This is a genomic window from Sphingobacterium humi (assembly GCF_009768885.1).
GTDB classification, from domain to species: Bacteria; Bacteroidota; Bacteroidia; order Sphingobacteriales; family Sphingobacteriaceae; genus Sphingobacterium; species Sphingobacterium humi.
In genome coordinates, this window is record NZ_WSQA01000013.1 from 25,680 (window position 1) to 49,931 (window position 24,252).

The 24,252-nt window shown below is 43.4% G+C and carries 18 protein-coding genes; 10 read left to right on the forward strand and 8 right to left on the reverse strand.

All coding sequences use genetic code 11. The features are described 5' to 3' along the window. The first annotated feature begins 16 nt into the window (after positions 1-16). From GQF63_RS15460 to GQF63_RS15470, 3 genes are read left to right on the forward strand one after another with little or no spacing between them, the layout of a single operon-like run. Entirely contained in the window at positions 17-1,291 is a 1,275-nt protein-coding gene (locus tag GQF63_RS15460; protein ID WP_160370143.1) for a parallel beta-helix domain-containing protein, read from the forward strand. After that, on the forward strand, positions 1,291-2,343 hold the full coding sequence (locus GQF63_RS15465; protein WP_160370144.1) for an SO2930 family diheme c-type cytochrome: 1,053 nt from the start codon (positions 1,291-1,293) through the stop codon (positions 2,341-2,343). Before GQF63_RS15460 ends, GQF63_RS15465 begins: the two co-directional genes overlap by 1 nt. 40 nt (positions 2,344-2,383) lie before the next feature. After that, positions 2,384-3,778, forward strand: coding sequence for an aldehyde dehydrogenase family protein (locus GQF63_RS15470; protein ID WP_160370145.1), 1,395 nt, complete (start codon positions 2,384-2,386; stop codon positions 3,776-3,778). A 735-nt stretch (positions 3,779-4,513) separates the two neighbouring features. Here GQF63_RS15470 and GQF63_RS15475 read toward each other — a convergent pair. Together GQF63_RS15475 and GQF63_RS15480 are read right to left on the reverse strand one after the other, a co-directional pair. After that, positions 4,514-4,732 (reverse strand): hypothetical protein, encoded by a 219-nt coding sequence (locus GQF63_RS15475; RefSeq protein ID WP_160370146.1) that lies wholly within the window; start codon positions 4,730-4,732, stop codon positions 4,514-4,516. 195 nt (positions 4,733-4,927) lie between these two features. Continuing rightward, a complete protein-coding gene (locus GQF63_RS15480; protein WP_212592606.1) occupies positions 4,928-7,597 on the reverse strand; it encodes a DUF5916 domain-containing protein in 2,670 nt (889 codons plus the stop codon). A gap of 153 nt (positions 7,598-7,750) precedes the next feature. Here GQF63_RS15480 and GQF63_RS15485 point away from each other — a divergent pair, with 153 nt between their 5' ends. From GQF63_RS15485 to GQF63_RS15495, 3 genes are all read left to right on the forward strand, one after another. Beyond that, complete coding sequence (locus tag GQF63_RS15485) at positions 7,751-8,989, forward strand: NAD(P)/FAD-dependent oxidoreductase (protein ID WP_160370147.1); 1,239 nt, start codon at positions 7,751-7,753, stop codon at positions 8,987-8,989. Between the two features lie 90 nt (positions 8,990-9,079). Continuing rightward, on the forward strand, positions 9,080-10,498 hold the full coding sequence (locus tag GQF63_RS15490) for an MBL fold metallo-hydrolase (RefSeq protein WP_160370148.1): 1,419 nt from the start codon (positions 9,080-9,082) through the stop codon (positions 10,496-10,498). A gap of 37 nt (positions 10,499-10,535) precedes the next feature. Further along, entirely contained in the window at positions 10,536-10,778 is a 243-nt protein-coding gene (locus tag GQF63_RS15495) for a hypothetical protein (RefSeq protein ID WP_160370149.1), read from the forward strand. Between the two features lie 60 nt (positions 10,779-10,838). On the opposite strand, the gene GQF63_RS19890 is transcribed toward GQF63_RS15495, so the two are convergent. The 4 genes from GQF63_RS19890 to kduI form a co-directional block, all read right to left on the reverse strand. Further along, positions 10,839-12,086 (reverse strand): LuxR C-terminal-related transcriptional regulator, encoded by a 1,248-nt coding sequence (locus tag GQF63_RS19890; protein ID WP_281346847.1) that lies wholly within the window; start codon positions 12,084-12,086, stop codon positions 10,839-10,841. A gap of 241 nt (positions 12,087-12,327) precedes the next feature. Beyond that, positions 12,328-13,098 (reverse strand): 2-dehydro-3-deoxy-D-gluconate 5-dehydrogenase KduD, encoded by a 771-nt coding sequence (kduD, locus tag GQF63_RS15505; protein ID WP_160370150.1) that lies wholly within the window; start codon positions 13,096-13,098, stop codon positions 12,328-12,330. Between the two features lie 6 nt (positions 13,099-13,104). Next, entirely contained in the window at positions 13,105-14,220 is a 1,116-nt protein-coding gene (locus GQF63_RS15510) for a DUF4861 family protein (protein WP_160370151.1), read from the reverse strand. A gap of 1 nt (position 14,221) precedes the next feature. Further along, positions 14,222-15,067: a 5-dehydro-4-deoxy-D-glucuronate isomerase gene (gene kduI, locus GQF63_RS15515; RefSeq protein WP_160370152.1), complete on the reverse strand. Its 846-nt coding sequence runs from the start codon at positions 15,065-15,067 to the stop codon at positions 14,222-14,224. Between the two features lie 349 nt (positions 15,068-15,416). On the opposite strand from kduI, the gene GQF63_RS15520 reads away from it, so the two are divergent. After that, positions 15,417-16,985 carry an MFS transporter gene (locus tag GQF63_RS15520; RefSeq protein WP_160370153.1) on the forward strand — a complete coding sequence of 523 codons (1,569 nt, stop codon included), beginning with the start codon at positions 15,417-15,419 and terminating at the stop codon, positions 16,983-16,985. Here GQF63_RS15520 and GQF63_RS15525 read toward each other — a convergent pair. Next, positions 16,975-18,000 (reverse strand): LacI family DNA-binding transcriptional regulator, encoded by a 1,026-nt coding sequence (locus GQF63_RS15525; protein WP_160370154.1) that lies wholly within the window; start codon positions 17,998-18,000, stop codon positions 16,975-16,977. The genes GQF63_RS15520 and GQF63_RS15525 overlap by 11 nt on opposite strands. A 63-nt stretch (positions 18,001-18,063) precedes the next feature. Further along, positions 18,064-18,576, reverse strand: a complete 513-nt coding sequence (locus tag GQF63_RS15530; RefSeq protein WP_160370155.1) for an LIC11966 family surface protein — start codon at positions 18,574-18,576, stop codon at positions 18,064-18,066. Positions 18,577-18,842: 266 nt separating this feature from the next. On the opposite strand from GQF63_RS15530, the gene GQF63_RS15535 reads away from it, so the two are divergent. The 3 genes from GQF63_RS15535 (at position 18,843) to GQF63_RS15545 (ending at position 24,248) form a co-directional block, all read left to right on the forward strand. Further along, the gene (locus GQF63_RS15535) at positions 18,843-19,409 is read left to right on the forward strand and encodes an RNA polymerase sigma factor (RefSeq protein WP_160370156.1); all 567 of its coding nucleotides are present in this window, start codon (positions 18,843-18,845) and stop codon (positions 19,407-19,409) included. Between the two features lie 78 nt (positions 19,410-19,487). Continuing rightward, a complete protein-coding gene (locus GQF63_RS15540; protein WP_160370157.1) occupies positions 19,488-20,621 on the forward strand; it encodes a FecR family protein in 1,134 nt (377 codons plus the stop codon). A 159-nt stretch (positions 20,622-20,780) separates the two neighbouring features. Then, positions 20,781-24,248, forward strand: coding sequence for a SusC/RagA family TonB-linked outer membrane protein (locus tag GQF63_RS15545; protein ID WP_160370158.1), 3,468 nt, complete (start codon positions 20,781-20,783; stop codon positions 24,246-24,248). Positions 24,249-24,252: the final 4 nt, after the last annotated feature.

The following is a 24,252-nucleotide window of genomic DNA, read 5'->3' on the forward strand; positions in this document are numbered from 1 at the left end:
CCTAAAAACAATACCTATGAAAAGATTATCCATCCTGGCACTATGCTGCTTCGCCCTTACTGTAGCCTGTAAAAACGGCACGGAGAAATCGGGCAGCTATCCAACGCAATTGACCTTTGGACCAGGCGAAGAAGAAAAAATTGAAGAAGCTTTCCTTTCCTTGAAAGATAGCACCGAAATATACTTGAAAGAAGGCAATTACAAATTTCAAAACCTCAGTATTGCCCAGGTAAACCACATCTTGATCCATGGCGCGGGCCCTAAAAAAACCATCCTCGATTTTAAAGATCAAAAGCAAGGTGGCGAAGGCATCCGGGTAACCGATGTCAGCAACTTCAAAATCCAAGGCCTCGAAATTAGAGACTCCAAAGGCGATCTGCTGAAAATAAACAATGGCAAAGACATCGTGATTAACGATTTACATGCCATCTGGAGCACCGCCGATTCAACCAGTGGCGGCTATGGCATCTACCCTGTATTATGCAGTAACGTATTGATTGAGAACTGCTATGCGGAAGGGGCTTCCGATGCCGGTATTTATGTTGGGCAAACCAAAGGCGCAATTGTTAGAAATAGCAAAGCAGCTAAAAATGTAGCCGGATGCGAAATTGAAAACTCCACCGATGCCGAGGTCTATGACAACGAATTCTACAACAATACCGCCGGATTCCTGGTGTTTGATTTACCGGATCTTTCCCAACGTGGTGGCCGCATAAAAGCCTATAACAACCATATTCATGATAATAACTTCAAGAATTTCGCGAAGGCGGGAAGCTTTGGCACCTCATGGGGCGTAGGCAATGCCTCGCCGGGTAGTGGGGTCATTATTTTAGCCACATCGGAAGTAGAAATTTATAACAACAAGATTGAAAACAACAACAGCTCGGCCATCACCATTGCCTCCGGATTTACGGTAGACGATAAAGCCGCCGAGAAAATTAATGAGAACTACTCCCCTATCCCTACCCAGATTAAAATTCATGGCAATACCATCAGTATGGGCAAGGAGTTTCCGAAGCCAGCCTACGAGCATCGCGTTGGCCAATTGATTATTGCCACCGAGCAACAATTGAATGCCATGCATCCGGATAGAACCAATAAACGCATTCCGGCCATCTTGTACGATGGGGTAACCAGTAATATCATGAGCCAGGGAACCGATCCAAACCCGGATAAACTATGCATCAACCAACCGGGGGAGAATATGTTTGTCAATGCTGATTTTGCCAATGTGAAGAACCCTGCAAATTGGAAACCGAACACGAATATGGACCCTTTTGCTTGCAAATAATGAGTAGCAACCTAGTAAAAGTAAGTTGCGGATTTATGCTGCTGCTGTTGGGCCTTTGGGCTTGCCAGCAGCCGCAAAAAAAGCAGCCATCACATGCTGCCTTTGAATTCAAGGAAAAGCTTTCTGATTATGGTTTTTTCAAAGGAAAGCTGGCGGAATTAAACCCGAATGAACACTTGATTTCTTACGACCTTAGCAGTGCCCTATTTTCGGATTATGCCATTAAAGATCGCTTTATTGTGCTGCCTGAGGGAACAAAGATGAGCTTTGTAAATAATGAAGAACTGGACTTTCCAGACTCGACCATCATCATCAAGAACTTTGCGTACCGCAACAGTCAGGATCAAAAAATCATGATCGAAACCCGCCTGTTGGTTAAAGATCCGGCCGATCACAATTGGAAGGTGATGAATTACCTTTGGGACGAGGAGCAGCAAGATGCGAAAAAATTTATCCGCGGCGTGGTACTGCCCATTAGCTTAAAAGACGATCAAGGTGTATTGCATAAAACCAATTACATGGTGCCGAATACCAACGATTGCAAACGCTGCCATATTAAAGATTCAAAATTAGTGCCCATCGGTCCAAAGGCCCGTAATATGAATTATACCCGTGCCGGACGTGCCGAGAATCAATTGCTGCAATTGGCAAAGGAGGGGCATTTAGCCAATCTCCCTGACCTAAGCGAGGTGCAGGCCTTACCGAATTGGTTGGATAAAGCTAATTTCAACATCAACCAACGTGCACGAGCCTATTTAGATATCAATTGCAGCCATTGCCATCGTCGGGGCGGAGACGCCTATAATACCGGACTCTTTTTGGAGTATACCGAAGCGGATACCGTGCGACTCGGGTATTATAAGGGGCCGGTATCCGCTGGGTCGGGCGCTGGGGGCTTGGATTATGATCTGGTACCCGGATCTCCGGAGCAATCCATCCTGTATTATCGCATGCACAGCACCGAACCTGGCACAGCCATGCCTGAACTGGCGCGGTCCATGATTCATACCGAAGGCGTAGATCTGATTAAAGAATGGATAAAACAATTATAAATACACACAAACTCAATTACCTGTTTTAAGAAACCGCATCATGGAACATTCCTTATCCCATGTGTTTGCTGCTCAGCAAGAGCGGCAGCATGCCCTGCGCATGACGAATGCCAAGGAGCGCATCGCGAAATTGCGGCGCTTGAAACAGGCTATTGCGCAATATGAGGATCGCTTATTTGAAGCCTTACAGGAAGATTTAAGAAAAAATAAACAGGAGGCTGCCCTAACGGAAGTATATTTTATTTATAGTGAAATAGACCATGCTATCAATAAGCTGGAATCCTGGATGGCCAAAAAAAGGAAAGCATTTACGCTCACTAGCTTTCTTTCCAGCAATTGGATCCAGTATGAGCCTTTAGGCAATGCCTTAATCATTGCGCCATGGAACTACCCATTCCAATTGAGCATGAGCCCTTTGGTTTCTGCCATCGCCGCCGGTTGTACCGCCATCTTAAAACCCTCGGAATATAGCCCGCGCACAGCCGCCATGATGCAGCGCCTCATTCGGGAAACCTTCCCTAAAGAAGAAGTAGATTGCTTCTTGGGCGAAAAAGAAGTGGCCATAGAACTGCTTAAGCTACCCTTTCATAAAATATTCTTTACCGGTAGCCCCGAAGTAGGTAAACAGGTGATGAAAGCCGGCGCAGAACACCTGGCCAACATTACCTTAGAACTGGGCGGCAAATCGCCCGTGGTTATTGGCCCCGATGCCGATATTTATGAGGCAGCCACAAAAATTGCTTGGGGCAAGCTGATCAATGCCGGACAAACCTGCATAGCACCAGACTACCTCTACCTACCCGAGGATGCCATATTCGCCTTCTGCCAGGCCTACCAAGCCGCAATCAACCGCATGTTCGCCCAAGCAGATATCATGTACCCGGAACGCTATGCGAAAATTATTAATAGCCGACATAAAAACCGACTCGAAGCATTATTGCTCGATGCGCAGCAACGAAATGCCATCATTCTGTGGGAAGGAAAAGTAAACGAAGAGGACAGCCTGCCTCCAAGCTTAATTGCCGGGCTATCGCCTGATAGCAAATTGATGCAGGAAGAGATTTTCGGCCCTATCCTTCCCATCATCCCTTATAAGAATCTCAAAGAAGTAATTACACATATCCAAGCCAAACCCAAACCCTTGGCTATGTATATCTTCGCAAAAAACAACAAGTTTATCAATCAGTTGACGCAGGCTTGTAGCTCTGGGTCAGTCTGTATCAACGATGTGCTGATACAGGTTTCTAACCCTAACCTCCCCTTTGGCGGCGTAAATCATAGCGGACTGGGAAGCTGCCATGGCTTCTATGGATTTAAAGCGTTTTCCCATGAAAGAGCCATGATGAAACAAACTCGGTTCTCCCTGTCAACACTGATTTACCCGCCGTATCAGGGGAAAGACAGATTATTCAACCTACTGAAACGATGGATGTAAAACAACATTGGATGATCGCCCTAAAACTTCCTTTTCTTAGCCTTTTCACTTCTCTTTATTAGCCCATTTCAAAGGGGAGTGAAAGGGGTTTGAAAGGGAAGTGAAAGGGAGGAGAAAGGGGGGAGCGCAAAAGGAGGGAGCTTAGTAGTTAGTATTGAGTAGTTAGTAGTTAGAGCGTGTTGTGAGATTTGTCATCGTGAGCGGAGTCGAACGACTGGTACGTCAATACATAACCGCTTTACTTACAGCATTTTGTATAAACACATCATGATTAGAGGGGTCGAACGATTGGTACGTCACTGCAATCAACAAATGCATCAGCTTGCTTATCAAAAGCTTTATGTCAAAATGTTTTACGGAGGCTAAGTATTGATAGGGCAATGAAACCAACAAAGACAATCTACTTGACCAGTTCTTGTAAACTATTATTAATATTAGTGTTAGGTTTAATTGATTGCACTGACGTACCAGTCGTTCGACTCCGCTCACGATGACAATACTTGCCGGCACGTAATATAAAGCGGGCCGCAGTTAGTAAGCAAAGCTTAACAAGCTATGACCTCTCATGTCATCACCTTCCAATAAATTTTGCAAACATTTTACCCCCTCACGATGAAAGCACGAGACAAAACGACAACAAAAAGACAACAAAACGAAGTTAATTCAATCCCCACAACAACACCAACCAGGCCTCTAGTGTAAGAAACCTGGCTAAGCCATGTTGCGCAAGGTCGCTTATTCTTCAAACAAGCGTTCGGCCTCGATCCCTAAAGACGAGATGCTTGTTAAAATGGGGTGAATCTTCATATTGATCCCTTCCAGTGAAACCAGATAGCCACTGCTATAGGGAGAAATCTGACATTCATTAATGGAAGAAAGCGTAGCTAATACTTCCCTAACTTGTTGTAGTTGCGCTTGAGATGCCGAAGCAATTTCGAATTTTAAACTTTCCATAATGATCCTCCTATTTAATAAAAAATGCTGGGAGGGAGGCCTGTTAATTCACCTGAAATTTAAATGGGGAATTCAATCATTCAGGAATGAATAGGCTACCCTTCTCTACAATTTAACAACTAAGGAGTTGATTAGCAAATAATTGAAGCACTTTTAATAAAAAATTTACTTTCCGTAAACAGAAAATTTATCTTGCTAGAGGCTGAACCAGTAGTTTAATTTCATCATAATGGTGTTTACGCCAGCAAATCCAAACATCCGATCGATGTTGTTACCCCAACCCGGCATATACTGCAGATCTTGCTTGGAGCGATTATGTTCCCACACTAAATAGAGGGTAGAGCCGGGTTTATATTCCCAACGCGCCACGAAGTTGGATCGAAATTCATTAAAGCTGAAGTTCGGATCTTTAAAGCTAAATTGATTCCCATCTCGAGCGACATGATATCGCCCTCCGGCGAATACTATTTCCTCAGGCGAAAAGGCCGAGAAGCGGTCTTCGTAACGCTTGGACAAGGTGGAGGTAGCCTCCTTAAATCGATCATACTTGGCCACCGATGTAAACGGAGAGCCATAATACTGGATAGAGATGTCTGGCGTTACATTAACTTGCATATTCAGGGTGATGCCGTAGGTCTTTTGTTGCATTCTGCCTAAGATATATTGTGGATTATCGGCGGTTTGCCCGGTCGGAATAACGGTATTGACGTATTGCAATTCATCGCGGTTTGAAGCATAGTTAAACTGGGTAGTCAGTTTGACATGATTGCCGAGGCGGAAAATAAAGCTTGGATATAAGGCATTGTAGCCGGTTTTTTCATGCAGGTAATGTCGCCCGTTGTAGAGAATTTTAAACACGACACGTTTGGCCCTATCGGTACTAAGGTCTACATTGGTTTCAAAATTCTCGCCATAGCGCATATCGGGCCCTCCGCGTAAGCGTCGGCTATCGACGGTATTCCAGCTAAAGGTTTCTTTTACATCCATTTCAAAACGATGAACCGTACTTAAGCTGCGCCAGCGCAAACCTAGGTCATTGTTTACGGCTTGGCCGCCAAAGTTCCAGATATTTTTCTGGGTCAGGTTGATGCCGGCAAAGCGAAAAGGCCCCCAAGGGTCGGTTTTGCGAAAGGCAATCTCCGACTCATTCAAGAGGTAATCCGACTCTTTATTATAGCCTACATCGTTTAAGTCAAAACCCGGGGAAGACCAGTTAAAGGTTTGCGAGTAATTCCATTGGGCATTTCCTTTTTTTCCAACCTTAACATAGCCGCCTGTTCCTTGCATTTTCGTGGCGGTGGGATCCAAGTCTAAATAATCGCGTCCTGATTCCCGCTGGTAATAATGGGTGGCATTCCGCTTCTTATTTAATATCGCCGTTTCCGAGCCCTGCAAGTGGCTATACATGGCTTTAGCATCAATATAATATAGTCTTTTGGAAAAATATTGGGTAAAATCTAAACCGGCAGTAAAAGCATTGGAGAGCAGCGACTCTTTTAAATGGTCTTCAGATAGGTGGCGGTTTACGGAGGTTAGCATGCCTCCAAACAAGGTGTTTCCATCCCAATTTTTCTGCAGGCGGGCCACCGTGTAATTGGTCAATGGCTCGGTCATTTCCTCACTCCGGGCGCCATCTCGGGCGGTTTGGGCGAAGGTTCGAGCGGTCACACTTTCCATCAAGCCTACCGTCAGGCCGTTCTTATTCGTTCCGGTAAGTTTCATGGCACCGATAATAGGGATAAAGGATGGCGTACTGGCAAAATTAGCCACATTATCTATCCCCTGTGGGGTATAGGACGGTCGGGCGCCGATCCGTCGGGAGTAAAACATCATCCCCCGTTCATTGTTATCGAATTCTAGAATATGCTTCCCTTCCAAGAAGAAGGGTCTTTTTTCATCGTAAAACACCTCATAGGCCGTAAGATTCATCACCGAGGGATCCAATTCTACCTGGCCATAGTCCGGGTTGATGGTCATATCCAGGGTATAATCGCTGAGGGAAAACTTGGCATCCAAGCCGGCGTTGCCTTGGAACTTATGGCCTTTCTGGAAGGGGCTGTTGGGAATTTTAGGTTCATTTACATACTTGCCCATGGCATAAGGTAGGATTTCCATGCCGCGGGGTTTCGGAAGATCATCCATCCCATGCATCTCCCCAAAGGAGAAAACATGGCCATTGTTTTTAATGGGAATTAAACTCCAGTTTTGAACTTCATTGTTGCGTCGGATTATGCGGCGCACATGTAAACCCCAAATACCATCTGGATTATTTTGATTGTACCGCAGCTGGCTAAAGGGAATCCGCAGTTCTGCCGTCCAGCTGGAATCTTGCATATCGATATGGGTCCTTCCCTCCCAAACGGCATTCCAACTCAGGTTGACCGACAGCTTATCCGTCACCGTCAAATCTGTCTTATTTCCACCAAGGTTTATATTAAACTCTGGTGCAACCCGGTAATCGTGGTAGGTATCAAAAGCGATACTGATTAAATCGCCATTGCTATTATCATCGCGGTTGCCGATAAAGGCATTCATGGTTTCGGGATGGATGTCTTTACAATAGACGCCTACATAGATATTCTGATCATCATAAAATAACTTCACCCGCGTCCAAGATCCGGTATACACCCGTTCAAAAGGAATAACCTGCGAGAACTTTTCCGACCATTGCCCTTCTTGCTGCCAAATGGCTTCATCGAGCTTCCCATCGATTTGAGGACGTTGCTCTTTAAGTTTTGTAATCTGGTATTTCCGCTTATAGGCATCTTCAAAGGTCACCACTTCTTTTCGGGCATCCTGCGCATACAAGGCACATGGTAAATACAGCAGCATAAAGGCTGTTAGGTAAGATATGAAAGTACTCAAGTTGGTAAAGGTTATTTGTTGGCCAAATGTATTAAAAATTTATATAGAAATGGATATCAAGCCCTTAGATATCAGCCCTGCTTTGGTAACAATTGTTACACACTTTGTAACCTATATGCATTAAATTTAAATTATAACTATAAACTTAGTGTTATGAGAGCTCATTATCAAATCATTATCATTGGTGCTGGAACCGGTGGCATAATGGCTGCATCTCACCTTTTGAAAAAAAAGATAACGGAGGACATTGCCATCATTGACCCAGCGCACTTACATTATTATCAACCCGCATGGACCCTGGTTGGGGCTGGCGCGTATGATTTCAAAAAAACGGAAAAGCCCATGCGGGAGTTAATTCCTGCAGGTGCCGATTGGATTAAACAGGCGGTTGTGAATGTACATCCGGACGCCTCTAGCGTCACTTTAGCCGATGGAACCAACCTGAGCTATGACTACCTCATTGTTTCGCCTGGCTTGGTATATGACCTGTCATTAATTGAGGGCTTGCAGGAAGCCATCGACAAAGGCGTGGTCTGTAGTAATTACCTGAATCCAAACTATACCTGGAATTGTATACAGGAGTTTAAAGGAGGCACAGCGCTGTTTACACAGCCAAATACGCCCATAAAATGCGGTGGGGCGCCCCAAAAGATTATGTACCTGGCGGCGGATTATTTCCGTAGAACGGGCCTGGCGGATAAATCTCGGGTCATATTTGCGACGCCGGGATCGGTTATTTTCGGGGTGAAAGTAATTGCTGAAAGCCTCATGCAGGTTATTCATAAGTACGGGGTAGATTTTAGACCCTTCAATGATCCGGTAAAGATAGATGCCGATCGGAAGATTGCTTACTTCAAAAATATTCGTCCTAAGGAGGACGAAGCATCCGACAGCGCTGCTGCCGAGGAACTGATTGAGGTGGAATTTGATTTACTGCATCTGGCACCGCCACAGGTGGCTCCAACATTTATAAAAGCTTCAGGCCTGGCCAATGCTGACGGTTGGATGGAGGTAGATATCAACAGCATGCAGCATGCAAAATACCCGAACATCTTCGGTATTGGCGATGCGGCGGCATTGCCTACCGCCAAAACAGGAGCCGCCATCCGCAAGCAGGTGCCCGTTATGTTGGATAATATCCAGAAACTAATGGCGGGTGAAGTGGTCGATAATTACACCTACGAGGGCTATTCATCCTGCCCTTTAGTGACCGGCTATGGAAAAATGGTATTGGCGGAATTCAATTATAAAAACGAGTTTATCCCAGATCCGAAACTAAAACAGCTGCTGGTATTTAACAGTGCCAAAGAACATTGGCGCTTATGGCTACTGAAGAAGTATCTGTTGCCCAATTTATATTGGAATAAAATGATGAAAGGAATTGAATTTTAATAGACTGCCCTTGGCGTGTAACAGATGTTACCGTTCTGCTGGAAAAGGCTTGTTAATTTTGACTGTATTAAGGCATTAAAATTATATACCATGAAAATAGAACAAATATATACCGGCTGTTTAGCGCAAGGTGCTTATTATATAGAAAGCAAGGGCGAGGCAGTCGTTATTGATCCTTTACGGGAAGTTCAACCCTACATCAACCGAGCAGAAAAAGATCAGGCGAAGATTACGTATATCTTGGAAACGCATTTCCATGCTGACTTTGTCAGCGGTCATTTGGATCTAGCCAAAAAGACCGGCGCAACGATAGTCTATGGCCCTACAGCCCAACCGGGTTTTGAGGCCCATGTGGCTAGCGATGGGGAGAAGCTGCAAGTAGGTGATATCAGCATCACGGTGATTCATACGCCAGGCCATACCATGGAAAGCAGCTGTTTCCTATTAACAGATGAACAAGGGAAAGCGCATGCTTTATTTACGGGCGACACCCTGTTTATTGGGGATGTGGGGCGCCCCGACTTGGCACAAAAGGTAATAGCGGAGTTGACCCAGGAAAAGTTGGCCTCCCATCTTTACGACTCTTTGCGCGATAAGATTATGCCGCTATCCGATGATATCATTGTCTATCCGGCACATGGTGCTGGCTCGGCTTGTGGTAAAAACATGAGCGCAGAAACATCCGATACCTTGGGAAACCAGAAAAGAACAAACTATGCCCTACAGCCTATGGAAAGACAGGAGTTTATTGATCAGGTACTCGATGGATTAATGCCGCCACCGACTTATTTCCCGGAGAACGTATTGATGAACATCAAAGGATACGAGAGCATCGACCAGGTATTATTACAAGGAATGCAGCCGCTAACGCCGGAAGAGTTTGAAGCTACCGCCAATGATATCGACGCTTTGATTCTGGATACGCGTGATCCGCAGGAATTTGCCAAAGGATTTGTTCCAAATGCCATTAACATCGGTATTGACGGCAGCTTTGCCCCTTGGGTGGGTGCCTTGATTCCGGATATTAAACAGCCGATACTCCTTATTACGGAGGATGGACGCGAAGAGGAAGTGGTGACGAGATTAGCACGCGTAGGTTATGACCAAAGCATGGGCTATCTGAAAGGTGGATTTGAAGCTTGGCAGCAAGCCGGTAAGGAAGTGGACCAAATCGAGTCTATTTCTGTTGGCGAACTTGCAACACGCTTAACGGCAGACCCCAACTTAAGTATATTGGATGTGCGGAAGAGAAGTGAGCATTATGCAGAGCATGTAATTGCTGCGGAGAATATCCCTTTGGATTACATCAACGAGCGGCTTGCGGAAGTGGATAAAGATAAAACCTACTACGTGCATTGCGCAGGCGGCTACCGCTCGATGATTTTCATTTCCATTTTACGGGCACGTGGGTATAGAAACCTGATTGATGTGCAAGGTGGGTTTAAAGCCATAAAAGCTGCTGGAAAGTTCCAGGTTAGCGATTATGTATGCCCTTCTACCCTATTATAATTTAATTAAGCATAAAATATAAAAGAGAGAAAAGGATATGATGCAGTATTTAAAAAATTGGAATGTGGTCCGGATTTTAAGATTGGTCATGGGGATCATCATTACGGTACAGGGAATTCAAGCAGGGCATTGGCTTATTGTTGCCTTAGGCGCTTTGTTTGTTGTTTTACCGTTATTGAATATCAGCACCTGTGCTTCGGGATCGTGTGAAGTCCCAAGACATAGGCGTCCTGCCAAAATTAAGAATGAGGACCCTTCTACCTTTGAGAACGTGAAATAGGGGAATTGAATTCCTGGCCTTCTTGTTTATGTGGAATCGAAAGATTGACTTGAAGGCCTTTCACACGTTCAAACTTGAGCTGCACTGACTCCTCAATTCGGTTCGGCTGACCACACCTAGCGTCTCATAGATTTGTTTGAGGTGATATTTTACGGTATTCTCCGAAATAAACAAGAACTCACCAATCTGCTTGTTGGTTTTCCCTTCCTGTACCAAACGAATAATATCTAACTGTCGACTTGTTAAAGAAAATGATTTCAAGTCTATCTTTGACGGCCCTAATTGGCTAAGTTCATGGGTTAGCACCTCCACCTCTTGGCGGATATAGCTGTTTTCTTTTTCCATGAGCTCCCTTTTCTGCCGGCTAACGACAAACAGGCGCGCAAAAGTACCTAACAAGAGTAAAAGAATAACAGAAATGATGCTCAAGTAAATCTTTTGCTGCTTTTCCTTCCCTACTTCCTGCGCCTTCCGGTTGAATAACAATTCTTTCTCCAACTCGGTCAAGGTACCACTCACATTATTCGCATTATATTTCGTTCGGGCATCACTCACCTGCATTTGATAGGCAAAAGCGTTTTTATAATCCCCCCGATCTTTATATAATTTGGTCATGGTTTCATACATGATAATGCGGTAAATATCCATCTTATATTGATCGGCATAGGCTAAGCCTTTGTGAAAGGCTTCCATCGCTTTATCCATCGCGCCCTGCTCACCGTATAATAATACTTTGACGCGATACACATTGGGTAAGTGCTTCGGATTATCTAATAACAACAGGGCAATCGCTTGATCGAGGTAGGTATCCGCCTGCGCATAGGCTTTCTTATTCATAGCCAGAATGCCTAAAGTTGAGGTATAAACGGCTTTGGTTTCCGTATCAACATATCTTAAGCGACGTTCATCAATCTGCTTAAAGAGTTCCTCAAACTCTTCAAAACGTTGCAGATCAAAATTGATAAACATCCGTTGCATCATCACCAAGCTTTCCATTTCTTCAAATTGCTTTCCGCTGCGCTTCGCCTCTGCTAAGGCAAGATCCAAGTTCTTTAAGGCAACAGCATAATTGTATAGCCGCTTGTAGGTTAAGGATTTTTGCAGATAGGCATGCGCCCGCTCATAAGCTGTAGCCTTAGGATTGTTCAGGATATCCTCCAACAGCACAATGGACTTCTCATACGCATGTTGATCGTTCAATTTGGAGATTTCGCGTTTCAATTCCGCGGGCGACCAGGATTCTGCAGCCTGTGCGTGGAAGATGAAACTGCATAACAAAACTAAAAGCAGCTTTAGCAGGGTATTCATATGATAATAAAATGGGGGATACTGCCAGTAGCCTGGCTATTGTTTTCCCTAGGATAATAATTTATGAAGGCGTAAAAATAGGGCTATTCGCAAGGATAAAAAAGTAAAATGGAAAATATCACATATTAAGTTATTATTAACAGACTGGCTAAAGAAATAGCCTGCAATAGGCTAATAAAAAACGCAGCAATCAATCATGATGCTGCGTTTGGTATTATAAACGTTTTAATAAAGCTCTTTTTTAGCGACCCATCCAACCGCCATCGACCGTTAATATGGTGCCATGCACATAATCGGATGCTGCCGAGGCCAAGAAGACCGCCGGACCTTTAAAGTCTTCGGCTTCCCCCCACCTTCCTGCAGGAATACGGTCTAAAATGGAGGCCGAGCGACCCGCATCGTTGCGTAAGGCTTCCGTATTGTCGGTGGCAATATAGCCCGGAGCAATCGCATTGACGTTTACTCCTTTGCTAGCCCATTCATTCGCGAATGCCTTGGTTAAGGATGCGATAGCGCCCTTTGATGCGGCATAGCCTGGTACATTGATGCCGCCCTGAAAGGATAGCAAGGAAGCGGTAAAAACAATCTTCCCACTTCCGCGGGCAATCATTTCCTTACCTAGCTCACGCGTTAAAATAAACTGGGCATTCTGATTGATTTCAATTATCTCATCCCAATATTCATCCGGATGTTCTGCCGCTGGCTTGCGCAGAATATTGCCCGCATTATTGAAAAGGATATCGATTTGTGGATGATCCTTTTTCACTTCTGCTATAAAAGCATACAGCGCTTTCCGATCGGAGAAATCACATTGATAAGCAGAGAATTTTCTTCCCAATGCCTCTACAGCTTTGGCTACATCCGAATCTGCTGTTTCCAAACTGGCAGATACCCCGATGATATCGGCACCTGCTTCCGCTAATCCTTCAGCCATCGCCTTACCTATCCCCCGCTTACAGCCTGTTACCAGTGCTACTTTTCCTTTTAAATCAAATGATCCTAATACTGACATGCTCTTTTATTTTAACACCACCTTCAGTGGCTTATGAATATTCTCTTTTTCTTCTTCTACCAGCTTGTTCCAAGTCGCAGCATCCTTCACCTGTCCTGCCCTATCCCAAGCAGCACCATTGTAATAGACAAAGGGTTTGCCATTCTTTACGCTGCTGATTAACAAGGCTTGTTCAGGTTTATCATTGCGATAAGACACCTTATGCTTTGGCAATAGCACAGCTACAGCCGTGTGTCCGCTTTGGTTAATCTCAGGCTCCCAATAAGCAAGGCTATTATTTCCCTTGCCTACGCTGAGTTGTGGGCTAGCCTCTTTGCGCTTGACAATGCCAATGGCAATAGGCGTTGTAGCGGCCTTCGAATTGTTTAAATCCAACTGGATTCTATTAAAATGACTGCCCGCATCTATGCTGATGGTCTTGCTAAGTTGAACTTCATGTCCTGCTATGGTTTCCGGATCGAAATCAAGGCGAAAGCTGGTACGTAATGGTCCGTTATCCAGTACTTGATAGCGGCGATAATGCTTTCCGAACTGTAAGTCGTCCTGGAAATAATAGCCCATATCACCGGCGCCCAAGGTCTGGCCGACAGAATAATAGTCTAAACCTTCGCCATGGTCCTTATGGTAATCGTCGGTTTTGTACCAGCGGTTAATTACGAGTTGATCTGTGCGTTTTGCCCACACATCTATTCCTTGGGCATCGTCTGGTCTGCCTTCCAAGGCTTTGCCATACATTCGGAAAGCCACCACATCGTTTTCCCAAGCAAAGTCATCGTAGCGCTCCGGTACATAGCGGGCATAGGTTTTCGATGGAATAGCTGCTGCCCTTCCTTTTTCTACCTGCAGAGCTAGCTGTCCTTTTGCTGGCACAGCCACCTGAATCAATACATTTACCGGATTTGCCTGTCCAAGCTTTTCCAATTGAACCGGCAATACTTGTCCCGATGCATCTTTCACCGTAAATAAGCTGTCCATTTTAAAATGGGCATTAAACTTCGCATACGGAATAGCAATCAATTCTGTGCGGGCATGATTCGTCGGGTTGCTGACGCGGATCTGCTGCGCAAGACTTAAGGATGCAGTTCCTAACAACAGAAAACCTGCAAGGAATAACTTTTTCATCTTATCGTAATTCAGTTATCGGACATTTATCCATATCATCGTAATCCATGTTCTCACCGGCCATTCCCCAGATAAAGGTATAGTTGCTGGTTCCGGCACCCGCATGGATAGACCAAGGTGGCGAAATAACAGCCTGCTCATTTTGCATCCATATATGGCGGGTCTCATCAACCGGCCCCATAAAATGGGAAACAGATTGGCCTTCTGGTAAGTCGAAGTAGAAATAAACTTCCATCCGACGGTCGTGGGTATGCGCTGGCATGGTATTCCAAACGGATCCTGGTTTCAATTCGGTCATCCCCATTTGGAGCTGACAGGTTTGGATCACCGTATGCAATAACATCTGATTGATGACCCGATGATTCGCTGTTTCCAATGAACCTAGCTCAATCTTCTTAGCTTCGGCTTTGGTTACTTTCTTGGTCGGATAGCTATGATGCGCCGGGGTAGAGTTCAGATAAAACTTCGCCGGATTTTGCGCATCCTTACTGGAGAAATAAACCTCCTTTGCTCCTTTACCAATATATAAAGCCTCTTTATATTCTAGGTCATACACTTCACCATCCACTTCTACCTGTCCGGGGCCACCAACATTAATCATCCCTAGTTCGCGTCGGCTCAGGAAGGTTTCCTCCTTCAACAAGGCGTCAATGGTTTCTAATTTCACTTTCTCTGTTACAGGCATGGCGCCTCCAGCCATATAGCGGTCGAAATGGCTATAAACAAAATGGATCCGATTCTCCCAGAACAGCTGATCGATTAAAAAGTTGTCCCGAAGGCCTTGGCTGTCTAATGATTTGGTTTCATTGGGTCCGATAGCATACCTGCTCTCAAAGGTAATTTCCATAATATCATGCATTTTATTTGGCTTAAGTTAACACTACTTGTCCTGATAAAGACCTTTAATCTTCGAAATCGATTGCGCATAATCCGGCTGATAGCTCCTTTCAGAGACTGTCAGACAGGAAGCCCTATGAGTTTTACATGCGGAATGCTTTTGCCCTTTTTCAGCACGTCCTGAACACTCCGAAAACGATAGCGTAACTATTGCTTTTTATTTCCAGAGATATTTAATAAAATTGGGATATTATAAACCCTAAGTAGTGGAGGTAAGCTAGTTAAATCTACCTAAAACCCTATAACCAAAAGGAACTTAGCTAAACTACCAGGAATACTTAACCAATAGCATAAAACTAATGATCGAACAAAAAGCAGGAAAATTTAGATGGACCATTTGTGCCTTGTTGTTTTTCGCAACCACTGTAAATTACCTGGATAGACAGGTTTTATCGCTTACCTGGAAAGACTTTATCTCCCCTGAATTCCATTGGACAAACAATGATTACGGCTTAATTACAGCCTTATTCTCCATATTCTATGCCGTGGGCATGCTATTCGCAGGGCGCTTTATCGATATCATGGATACCAAAAAGGGGTTCCTTTGGGCAATCGGTATTTGGTCTATCGGTGCGGTACTGCATGCATTCTGTGGGATTGCCACCTCAGGTATTTTAGCAGGAGAATGGTTTGTAGGCTTTGAAGGAGCCAAAGAGGCCATTGCAAAAGTGCACGATGTTGCCAGGGTGGTCAATGTTTCTGTTGTCCTGTTTATTTTCGCCCGCTTCGTGTTGGCTATTGGTGAAGCCGGTAACTTCCCTGCAGCCATTAAAACGACCGCCGAATACTTCCCGAAGAAAGATCGGGCCTTAGCCACCAGTATATTCAATGCTGGCTCTACAATCGGAGCCTTAGCGGCACCTTTAACCATTCCGGTGATTGCTAAATGGTGGGGCTGGGAAATGTCCTTTATTATTATCGGAGCCTTAGGTTTCGTTTGGATGGGATTCTGGATTTTCCTCTATGACAAACCAGAGGTTCATCCGAAGGTGAATGAAGCGGAACTACTTTATATTCAACAAGATGATATTCTCGAGGCGCAGCAAGCGGATCCGAATGCCATACAACCTGAAGGGAAAGTGACGATTATGAACTGCTTAAAGTATAATCAAACCTGGGCCTTTGCCGTTGGTAAGTTTATGACTGATGGCGTTTGGTGGTTCTTCCTGTTCTGGATGCCAGCCTATTTAAGTTCTGTATATGGTATTAAATCATCCGACTTGAATGGTCAGTTAGCCCTCTTCGTTTTGTATGCCATCACCTTACTTTCCATTATTGGGGGTTGGTTACCAAGCTATTTTATTAATAAAGGCATGAATGCCTATGCTGGCCGCATGCGTGCCATGCTGATCTTCGCCTTTTTCCCCTTATTAGTATTACTAGCACAACCGCTTGGCCACATCTCCTTCTGGGTACCGACAATATTAATCGGTATAGGTGCAGCAGCCCATCAATCTTGGTCTGCGAATATCTTCTCTACCGTAGGCGATATGTTCCCTAAAAAAGCAATTGCTACCGTGACAGGTATTGGCGGTTTAGCAGGCGGATTGGGTTCCTTCTTTATCAATATCTATTCTGGAAAGTTATTCGATTATTCGGAAAAAAACTGGAGCCTTGTGGATGGGGAATCTTTATTGACGAAATACCCTGAAATTGCAAACCCGGCCACTAAAGCCGCCTTCTTTGAGCAACATGGCGTTGCCAATATTGAAGAATTCCTGAAGCAATTGGCCAACAACGGGGCTACTATTGTCAATGGAATCGATAAAGGCTATATGATTGTGTTTAGCTTCTGTGCAGTAGCTTATTTACTGGCATGGTTCATCATGAAGTTGTTAGTACCTAAAATGAAGCCGGTTAAACTCTAGTCGAATTCCGAAGGATCATCTTGCTATCAAGTATCGTGGTATCGAACTCCATATCGAATCTGTTTTTCGATTGGAGTAGACTGATCAATTTCTCCACGGCTTGATAGCCCATATCATAGGCTGGCTGCACAATGGTAGAAAGCGATGGATTGAGCGATTCAGCAGCCTCGGTATTGGCAAAACCAATGACCGCAACCTGCTCTGGAACAGCGATTCCAAGGTTTGATAAAATACCCAGACTACTAACAGTCAATGTATCAGTCGTTCCTAATAATCCCACATTATGTGCATCTTTTCCTATCCGTTCTTTGAGAATGAGCGACAGGTTTTTAACCAACACCTCGCGAGATTGCCCATATTCCACCTGGATGATATTGCTTTCTTTAACATCAATATAATTCGCCATCAGGGCCTTTTTATAACCAGCAATACGCTTTTGGTTCACCCCAATATTACGCCCCACCAACAGAAAGATATCCTTACGCCCGGTATCAATTAAATGCTGAGTCGCATCGAATGCCCCCTTCTCATTACTCACGCCGATTTTAAAGGTGTCCAGTTCAAAGTCTATCCGATCGACCAGCACCAAAGGGCACTGCTGATGAAATTGCTTCAGGAATTTAAGGTCACTGTTTGCAGAAGGGCTGATAATAACGCCATCCACATTCTGTTGCTGTAGCACGTTCAGCGACTCCTGTTCCAACTGTTCATTTTCCCTGCTCTGCATAAAGACCAATTTGTAGTTCCGCTCGAATGCCGCCTGATGGGCTCCCTCCAACACCTGGGATTGAAAAGGATTGGAAAGGTAAGGAATCAGCACCGCTAAGGTATTGCTACGGCCCGTTTTCAGACTCTTGGCTAAGATATTAGGACGGTACTGATGCGCATCCGCCATTTCCCGAACACGCTGCTTGGTCTCATCACTTATCTCAAAACTATCGTTTAAAGCCTTGGAAACAGTAGATACTGAAATACCTAGCTTCCTAGCCAATTCTTTTAGGGTTATATTGCTCATGCCGGATCTCCTTGGCCTAAAATAGCAATTATAATTGTATTCAGGCAATGGGGACGGTTTATGCTACATTACACGGAAGTCGATGTTATGTTTTTCAGCATAGGCTTTACTAGCCGAGGTCAATTTCTCTTGTTTGTCTAGCAATGAAGATTCCGTCCGTTCAAATAGTTGGTCAATCGCAATCTCCACTTCCTCACCGGGAGCTCCCTTGTCTATCATTCTGGCAATATCCAAGTAATCCTTTTCGAATACTTGTTGACTGGCTTCCAAATAAGACAGTGAAGCATCAATTAAATCGGTATTATCCGTTGTTTTCTTCAAGGATTTCACTTTCTCAATGGCCTCATCGATGGTTTTAATTGTACGGCTTTTAACATAATCCTCGGCACTCTCGTTAAGTGCTCCACGGGATTTCTGCTCTATGATTTCCCGGAAATAGATCGGGCGATAAGCTGTAGAGGCGTTATTAGCATTCAAGGTGGCACGCTGGAGAACTTTATCAGGACTTTCTCCAGAACAAGCAAACAGTAGATTTACGAATAGGATCAGGCTTAGATACTTTAGGATGTTTTTCATAACAACTTATCTATTTAAATAATTAATTAAATTATAGTACTTTCGTACATGTAGTCGTGTGTTCTATAAAAGTAATAAAACCATCGTTTTTTTCCCGAAACCAGTTATCTACAATATATATACAAGAGGAAATATTAGGGCAAAAAGTATCATTTCTATTCAAAATCTACCATTTATATAAGCATCAAATTGAGAGATTGCTTGTATTTTTTGGGTTACCCTATGAAATCGGAAACTATTTATCCCTATTTTTACCAATATTAAAAATGCAGAACAAGGAAGCTCATTCATACCTTCAATTATTAGACGCCATCAGTCATGGTGATGAGCGTGCTTTTTCTACATTTTACGATATTTTTGCCAGCGACCTCATTAAGCATATTCTTTCCAAAGTTCAAGATCAGCAAATCGCGGAAGACATACTCCATGATTTATTTCTCTCGCTTTGGAAGAACAGGGAACGGCTCCCGCAAATCCAATCGGTGCCGGCCTATTTATACTCCTCCTGTCGATACCTCATTTTAGCTTATTACCGGAAACAGCAGCAAGAAAACATTCAGTCCTTAGACTTGACCAACCTCGATGTTATTGATGAGGAAATCACCATTGAGGACAGGCTGTATTACCGCTACACCTTAGATCTTATTGCCAATGAGATTGAGAAACTCCCTGAAAAATGTCGGGAAGTATTCCGTATGAGTCGCTTTGAATTCCTTTCCAATAAGGAAATCGCAGAAAAACTACAAATTTCTGAATCTACGGTAGAAAAGCATATCAATAAGGCTATCAGTCGATTACGCATCGCCTCCAAGGCCTTCACCTTAATTTTTTAATTTTTTTTCATTTCCGAGTAGAAGCTGCAGTCATTTTACATCACTTGTATTATAATGGATGACCAGAACTAAATCCTAATGCAGAAAAACCAGTTACCAAAGGAAACAATTAAGTTTTTAGCTAATAAAGAATCTGATGCCGAGAAAGCAGGGATTATTCATTGGTATGACGATCTATCGACGAATGCCCCTATCGCGCAAAATACTGTTGCTAAGACTAAAAAAAGAGCGAAGAAAAAACTGATGAATAGCATCAATGAAAAGCCGAAGCGCGTGTTAAACAACTATTGGCTTCGAATTGCTGCGGCAGCTGTTCTTCTTATTGTGGGTTATTTTGGCTGGCTGCAATACCAAAAGGAAGAAATACCTCAACTTGCAAGTGCTACACAACTGGCTGCTATTAAGCCAGCACAGGAACGTGCAATTATTACGCTAGAGAATGGACAAGAAATCGACTTGGACCAATTAGCGATTAACGAGCAGGTGCATGTAGGCGATATCATCATTATCAAAGATAGCAAAGGCCAGGTATCCTATATCAACAGCAAAACTGGTGAACCGCAAATGAACAGCATTCGCGTACCGAAAGCCTCAATTTATACCCTAGCCCTTAGTGATGGCAGTAAAGTAACCTTAAACTCCGAGTCAAAGCTGTCTTACCCTAGCCAGTTTGAGGGGCAGGTTCGCAAAGTGAAATTAGAAGGGGAAGCTTATTTTGAGATCCAAAAAACAGCCGATCATAAACAATTTATTGTGGAAACCGACCTTCAGGAAATCGAAGTGCTGGGCACCAAGTTTAATATCAAAGCTTTTGATTTTGATGATGAGAATTTCAGCACCTTGGCCGAAGGATCGGTGAAAGTTCGCAATAAAGAAAGCTTAAAAGAAGGTATTTTAAAACCGGGCCAACAAGCATTCCAACAAAAAGGAGCGGAGTTTTCTGTAAAAACAGTCGATGTAGAGAAAGTATTAGGCTGGACCAATGGCCAATTTATTTTCGACGGCGACAATAACCACGATACCTTCAAAGAAATAGGGCGTTGGTATGATATTGAAATCGAATACCAACAGAGCCTAAAAATAGATCAGTATTTAGGTAAAATTCCTAGAAACCTGCCTTTAGATAAACTCATAGACTTGCTGAAATATGCCGAGTTAACCGTTGAAGCGAGGGTAGTAAAAAATAACCGAATTAAATTACATATATCTTAACCAAACAAATGACCTTATGAAACAAACAGACAACATCCCGTAAAGCAACGGATAGCCCATAAAAAAACGAACCCTGTTGGCGCAGGATCCGTTAAATAGCGGGCTGAATTAGAGAAAAGTTATCAGTTTTTAATCATTAACAACCCAACATCTAATTTAATGAATTTTTATTTATTTCCATTCTTGAAGAATGGAGGGGAAATTTCTTCGGCATCTACCCGTTCGAAAAAATCAATACAACCTATTGATTGGCAAAACTTCCCGGCAGCATCTTCAAGAACTATTGCCAACTTATTCATGAAGTTAAACATCGTGATACTCGTATTGGGGATACTTTTATCCCAGGCTAATGCCCGTTCTTTGGCGCAAGAAGTAAGCTTGAACAAAAAGAACAGCAGTTTAGAGTCTATATTGAAAGATCTTGAAAAACAGTCAGGATACACCTTTTTCTACAACAGAAGCGAGGTGAATACCAACCGCAAGATTTCTATTCATGCAGACGCTGAACCCTTGAGAAATGTATTAACAGAAGTTTTAAAAGGACAGCCCTTAGTCTTTGATTTCTTTGATAAAACAATTGTTATCAAGAAAGCAGATAAAATTATTAATGATAAACCCGTTAAAACCCCGGTGCTGACTCAACAAATCGTTCAGCAGCAAATGGTACGTGGTGTCATTCTCGATGAAGATGGAAACGGCATCGTAGGTGCTTCCATCCGGCTTAAATCCAACCCTAAAAATGCGGTAAGCAGTTCACAAAACGGGGAATTTGTGCTACCGATTACCTCCTTAAACGAAATCTTAGTGATTAGTTACCTAGGGTTTGAAAGCCGCGAAGTGAAAGCCAGTTTAAATCAAAAAGATATGCGCATCGTATTGACGAAACAAAACAATACGGTAGACGAAGTCGTGGTAACGGGTATGATGACCTTTAAGAAGGAAACATTCTCCGGTGCAACGGTAAGATTTGAACAAGAAGAACTAAAACAAGTAGCAAATACCAACGTTATTCAAGCTATAAAATCCTTGGATCCATCCTTCTTAGTGATGGAGAATAACTTAGCGGGTGCCAATCCGAACGTGTTACCAACCATTGAACTACGTGGTCAAACCAGTATCACGAGTGATAACTTGAGAGACGAATTCACCAATGATCCAAACCAACCACTCTTTATTTTGGATGGTTTTCAAACTTCCTTAAGAACCATTATGGATTTGGACATGAACCGTATTGCGTCCATCAGTATCCATAAAGATGCGGCCTCAACTGCTATCTACGGTTCCCGCGCATCCAATGGGGTGGTTGTTGTTGAAACAATCAAACCAAAACCGGGCGAAGTACTCTTAAGTTACTCGGCCGACTTAAACTTGGAGATTGCCGATTTAGGAAGCTACAACATGATGAATGCGGCTGAGATCTTAGAATTCGAACGTCTTTCCGGCTTATATACAGCTCCGGTTGGTAGCCCAGAAACGCAGCATTCTTTTTACGATCCATTATACAATATGCGTAAGCAGCGCGTATTGAGTGGTATTGATACCTACTGGTTGAAGGAACCCATTAAGACAGGTTTTGCACATCGCCATGCCCTATATGCAGAAGGAGGATCTGAAAACTTCATCTTCAATGTAGGCGGTAATTACAAGAATAACAGTGCCGTAATGAAAGGCTCAGGCCGTGAAGACTGGGGTGCGCGTGCCAATCTTACCTATCGTAAAAATAGATTAAACGTCAATAATAACTTGACGATCCATGGCTATGATGCCGATCAATCTATTTACGGTTCTTTTGCTACTTGGGCTAATATGAAACCTTATTACCAGAAAGACCGTGATCAATCTGTTTACCTCGAGAACTTCTTAGACGAAGGCTCTAGAACACAAGTTGTGGTGCGTAATCCACTTTACAACACCCGTTTAAACAGTTTTGATTACACAAAAAGCTGGGGAATAACCAATAACTTGCAATTGATTTTTGACATCAATAAAGAATGGCGTGTACAATCGTCGATGCAAGTAAATCGGGAATCCATTTCAGGAAATGCCTTTGTTTCACCATTACATTCGCAATTTATCGATCAGAACCCTTTATTAAAAGGTCGCTATACGGCCAAATCACAAGATCTGATGTCGTATACCGCGAATGCTATGGTTGGTTACACCAAAGTGATCGACAAGCACTCCTTCAATGCTAATGCGCGAATCGAGTTTTCGGAAGAAAGTTTTACCTCCAACGGCTTTATATCCGTCGGCTTCCCAACCTCGAGCAACGGATCACCAAGCTTTGCCTTCGGCTATGAGAAAGACGGAAAACCGTCCGCATCTAAATCTATTCGTCGTAGAAACTCTTTAATTTCTACGGCCAACTATAGTTATGACAACCGTTATAACGTCGATGCTTCCTTTAACTACGATGGATCGACTTCTTTTGGTCGCCAAAACCTATATTCTCCTTTCTTTGCCTTAGGTGCCAGCTGGAATATTCACAACGAAGCCTTCTTGAAAGGGAATCCAACCGTTAATTTATTACGTCTTCGTGCTAACTACGGGGTTACAGGAAATCAAAACTTCAACTCCAGTACTTCTATTTCAACTTACCAGTACTTGTCGGCTTACAATTATGGCGGACAAGGTGTTGCTTTAGCCACCTTTGCCAACGAAAATTTACGCTGGCAAAAAACCAATCAATGGAGTACAGGTATTGATGCGACCCTCTTTGAGAACCGCTTGAATTTAACCTTAAATGCCTACCAAAAAATCACCAATGACTTAGCGGTAGCCGTTGACCTTCCTGCTTCAACAGGATTATTAGCCTATCCGTTCAATGCCGGCGACTTAAATGTAAGAGGTGTTGAATTAACCGCAAAATACAATGTCATTCACAGACCGCATGATCAAATTGTTTGGAATATCGGTTTAACCGGAGCAAGAAGCAATCAGATCTATGAGAACTTTAATGATTTGCTTGCCGGCTTAAATAAAAGCCTTCAAAATTCAAATTCATTAATCCGTTATCGCGATGGTTATTCACCAAATACATTGTGGGCGGTGGTATCAAACGGAATCGATCCAACAACTGGTCGCGAAGTATTCCTGAAAAAGAATGGCCAACAAACTTTTGACTACAATGTGCAAGACATTGTTGCAATAGGAAATGGTAACCCAACCTTACAAGGTATTTTAAGTACAAACCTGAATTATAAAGGATTTACTTTTGCTGCCTACATGCGTTATATCTGGGATCAAGATGTGCTAAACTCCGCACTATTCAACAAAGTGGAAAACATCTCGAAACAAGACATTACCAACTACAACCAAGATAAACGTGCCTTGTACGAGCGCTGGAAAAACCCTGGTGATGTTTCCCAATTCCGCGCAATCAGTATCACGGATAACACGCCAATTTCTTCTCGGTTTATCCAACAAGAGAACACCGTTTCATTAGAATCTATCTCTTTAGGCTATGACTTCAGGGATAAACCATGGATCAGCAAAATGGGACTATCAAGCTTAAGGGTAACCGGGTTAACGAATGAAGTGTTCCGCTGGTCTACCGTAAAACGTGAGCGTGGTATTGATTACCCATACGCCAAAATGTATTCGATTAGTGTAAATGCAAAATTCTAAACAA

Coding starts and splice junctions, on each gene's coding strand:
- GQF63_RS15535 (WP_160370156.1), top strand. CDS start 18,843: ATGCAGAACAAGGAAGCTCATTCATACCTTCAATTATTAGACGCCATC.
- GQF63_RS15530 (WP_160370155.1), bottom strand. CDS start 18,576: ATGAAAAACATCCTAAAGTATCTAAGCCTGATCCTATTCGTAAATCTA.
- GQF63_RS15490 (WP_160370148.1), top strand. CDS start 9,080: ATGAAAATAGAACAAATATATACCGGCTGTTTAGCGCAAGGTGCTTAT.
- GQF63_RS19890 (WP_281346847.1), bottom strand. CDS start 12,086: ATGAATACCCTGCTAAAGCTGCTTTTAGTTTTGTTATGCAGTTTCATC.
- GQF63_RS15470 (WP_160370145.1), top strand. CDS start 2,384: ATGGAACATTCCTTATCCCATGTGTTTGCTGCTCAGCAAGAGCGGCAG.
- GQF63_RS15465 (WP_160370144.1), top strand. CDS start 1,291: ATGAGTAGCAACCTAGTAAAAGTAAGTTGCGGATTTATGCTGCTGCTG.
- GQF63_RS15540 (WP_160370157.1), top strand. CDS start 19,488: ATGCAGAAAAACCAGTTACCAAAGGAAACAATTAAGTTTTTAGCTAAT.
- GQF63_RS15495 (WP_160370149.1), top strand. CDS start 10,536: ATGATGCAGTATTTAAAAAATTGGAATGTGGTCCGGATTTTAAGATTG.
- kduD (WP_160370150.1), bottom strand. CDS start 13,098: ATGTCAGTATTAGGATCATTTGATTTAAAAGGAAAAGTAGCACTGGTA.
- GQF63_RS15520 (WP_160370153.1), top strand. CDS start 15,417: ATGATCGAACAAAAAGCAGGAAAATTTAGATGGACCATTTGTGCCTTG.
- kduI (WP_160370152.1), bottom strand. CDS start 15,067: ATGGAAATTACCTTTGAGAGCAGGTATGCTATCGGACCCAATGAAACC.
- GQF63_RS15510 (WP_160370151.1), bottom strand. CDS start 14,220: ATGAAAAAGTTATTCCTTGCAGGTTTTCTGTTGTTAGGAACTGCATCC.
- GQF63_RS15525 (WP_160370154.1), bottom strand. CDS start 18,000: ATGAGCAATATAACCCTAAAAGAATTGGCTAGGAAGCTAGGTATTTCA.
- GQF63_RS15475 (WP_160370146.1), bottom strand. CDS start 4,732: ATGGAAAGTTTAAAATTCGAAATTGCTTCGGCATCTCAAGCGCAACTA.
- GQF63_RS15460 (WP_160370143.1), top strand. CDS start 17: ATGAAAAGATTATCCATCCTGGCACTATGCTGCTTCGCCCTTACTGTA.
- GQF63_RS15545 (WP_160370158.1), top strand. CDS start 20,781: ATGAATTTTTATTTATTTCCATTCTTGAAGAATGGAGGGGAAATTTCT.
- GQF63_RS15485 (WP_160370147.1), top strand. CDS start 7,751: ATGAGAGCTCATTATCAAATCATTATCATTGGTGCTGGAACCGGTGGC.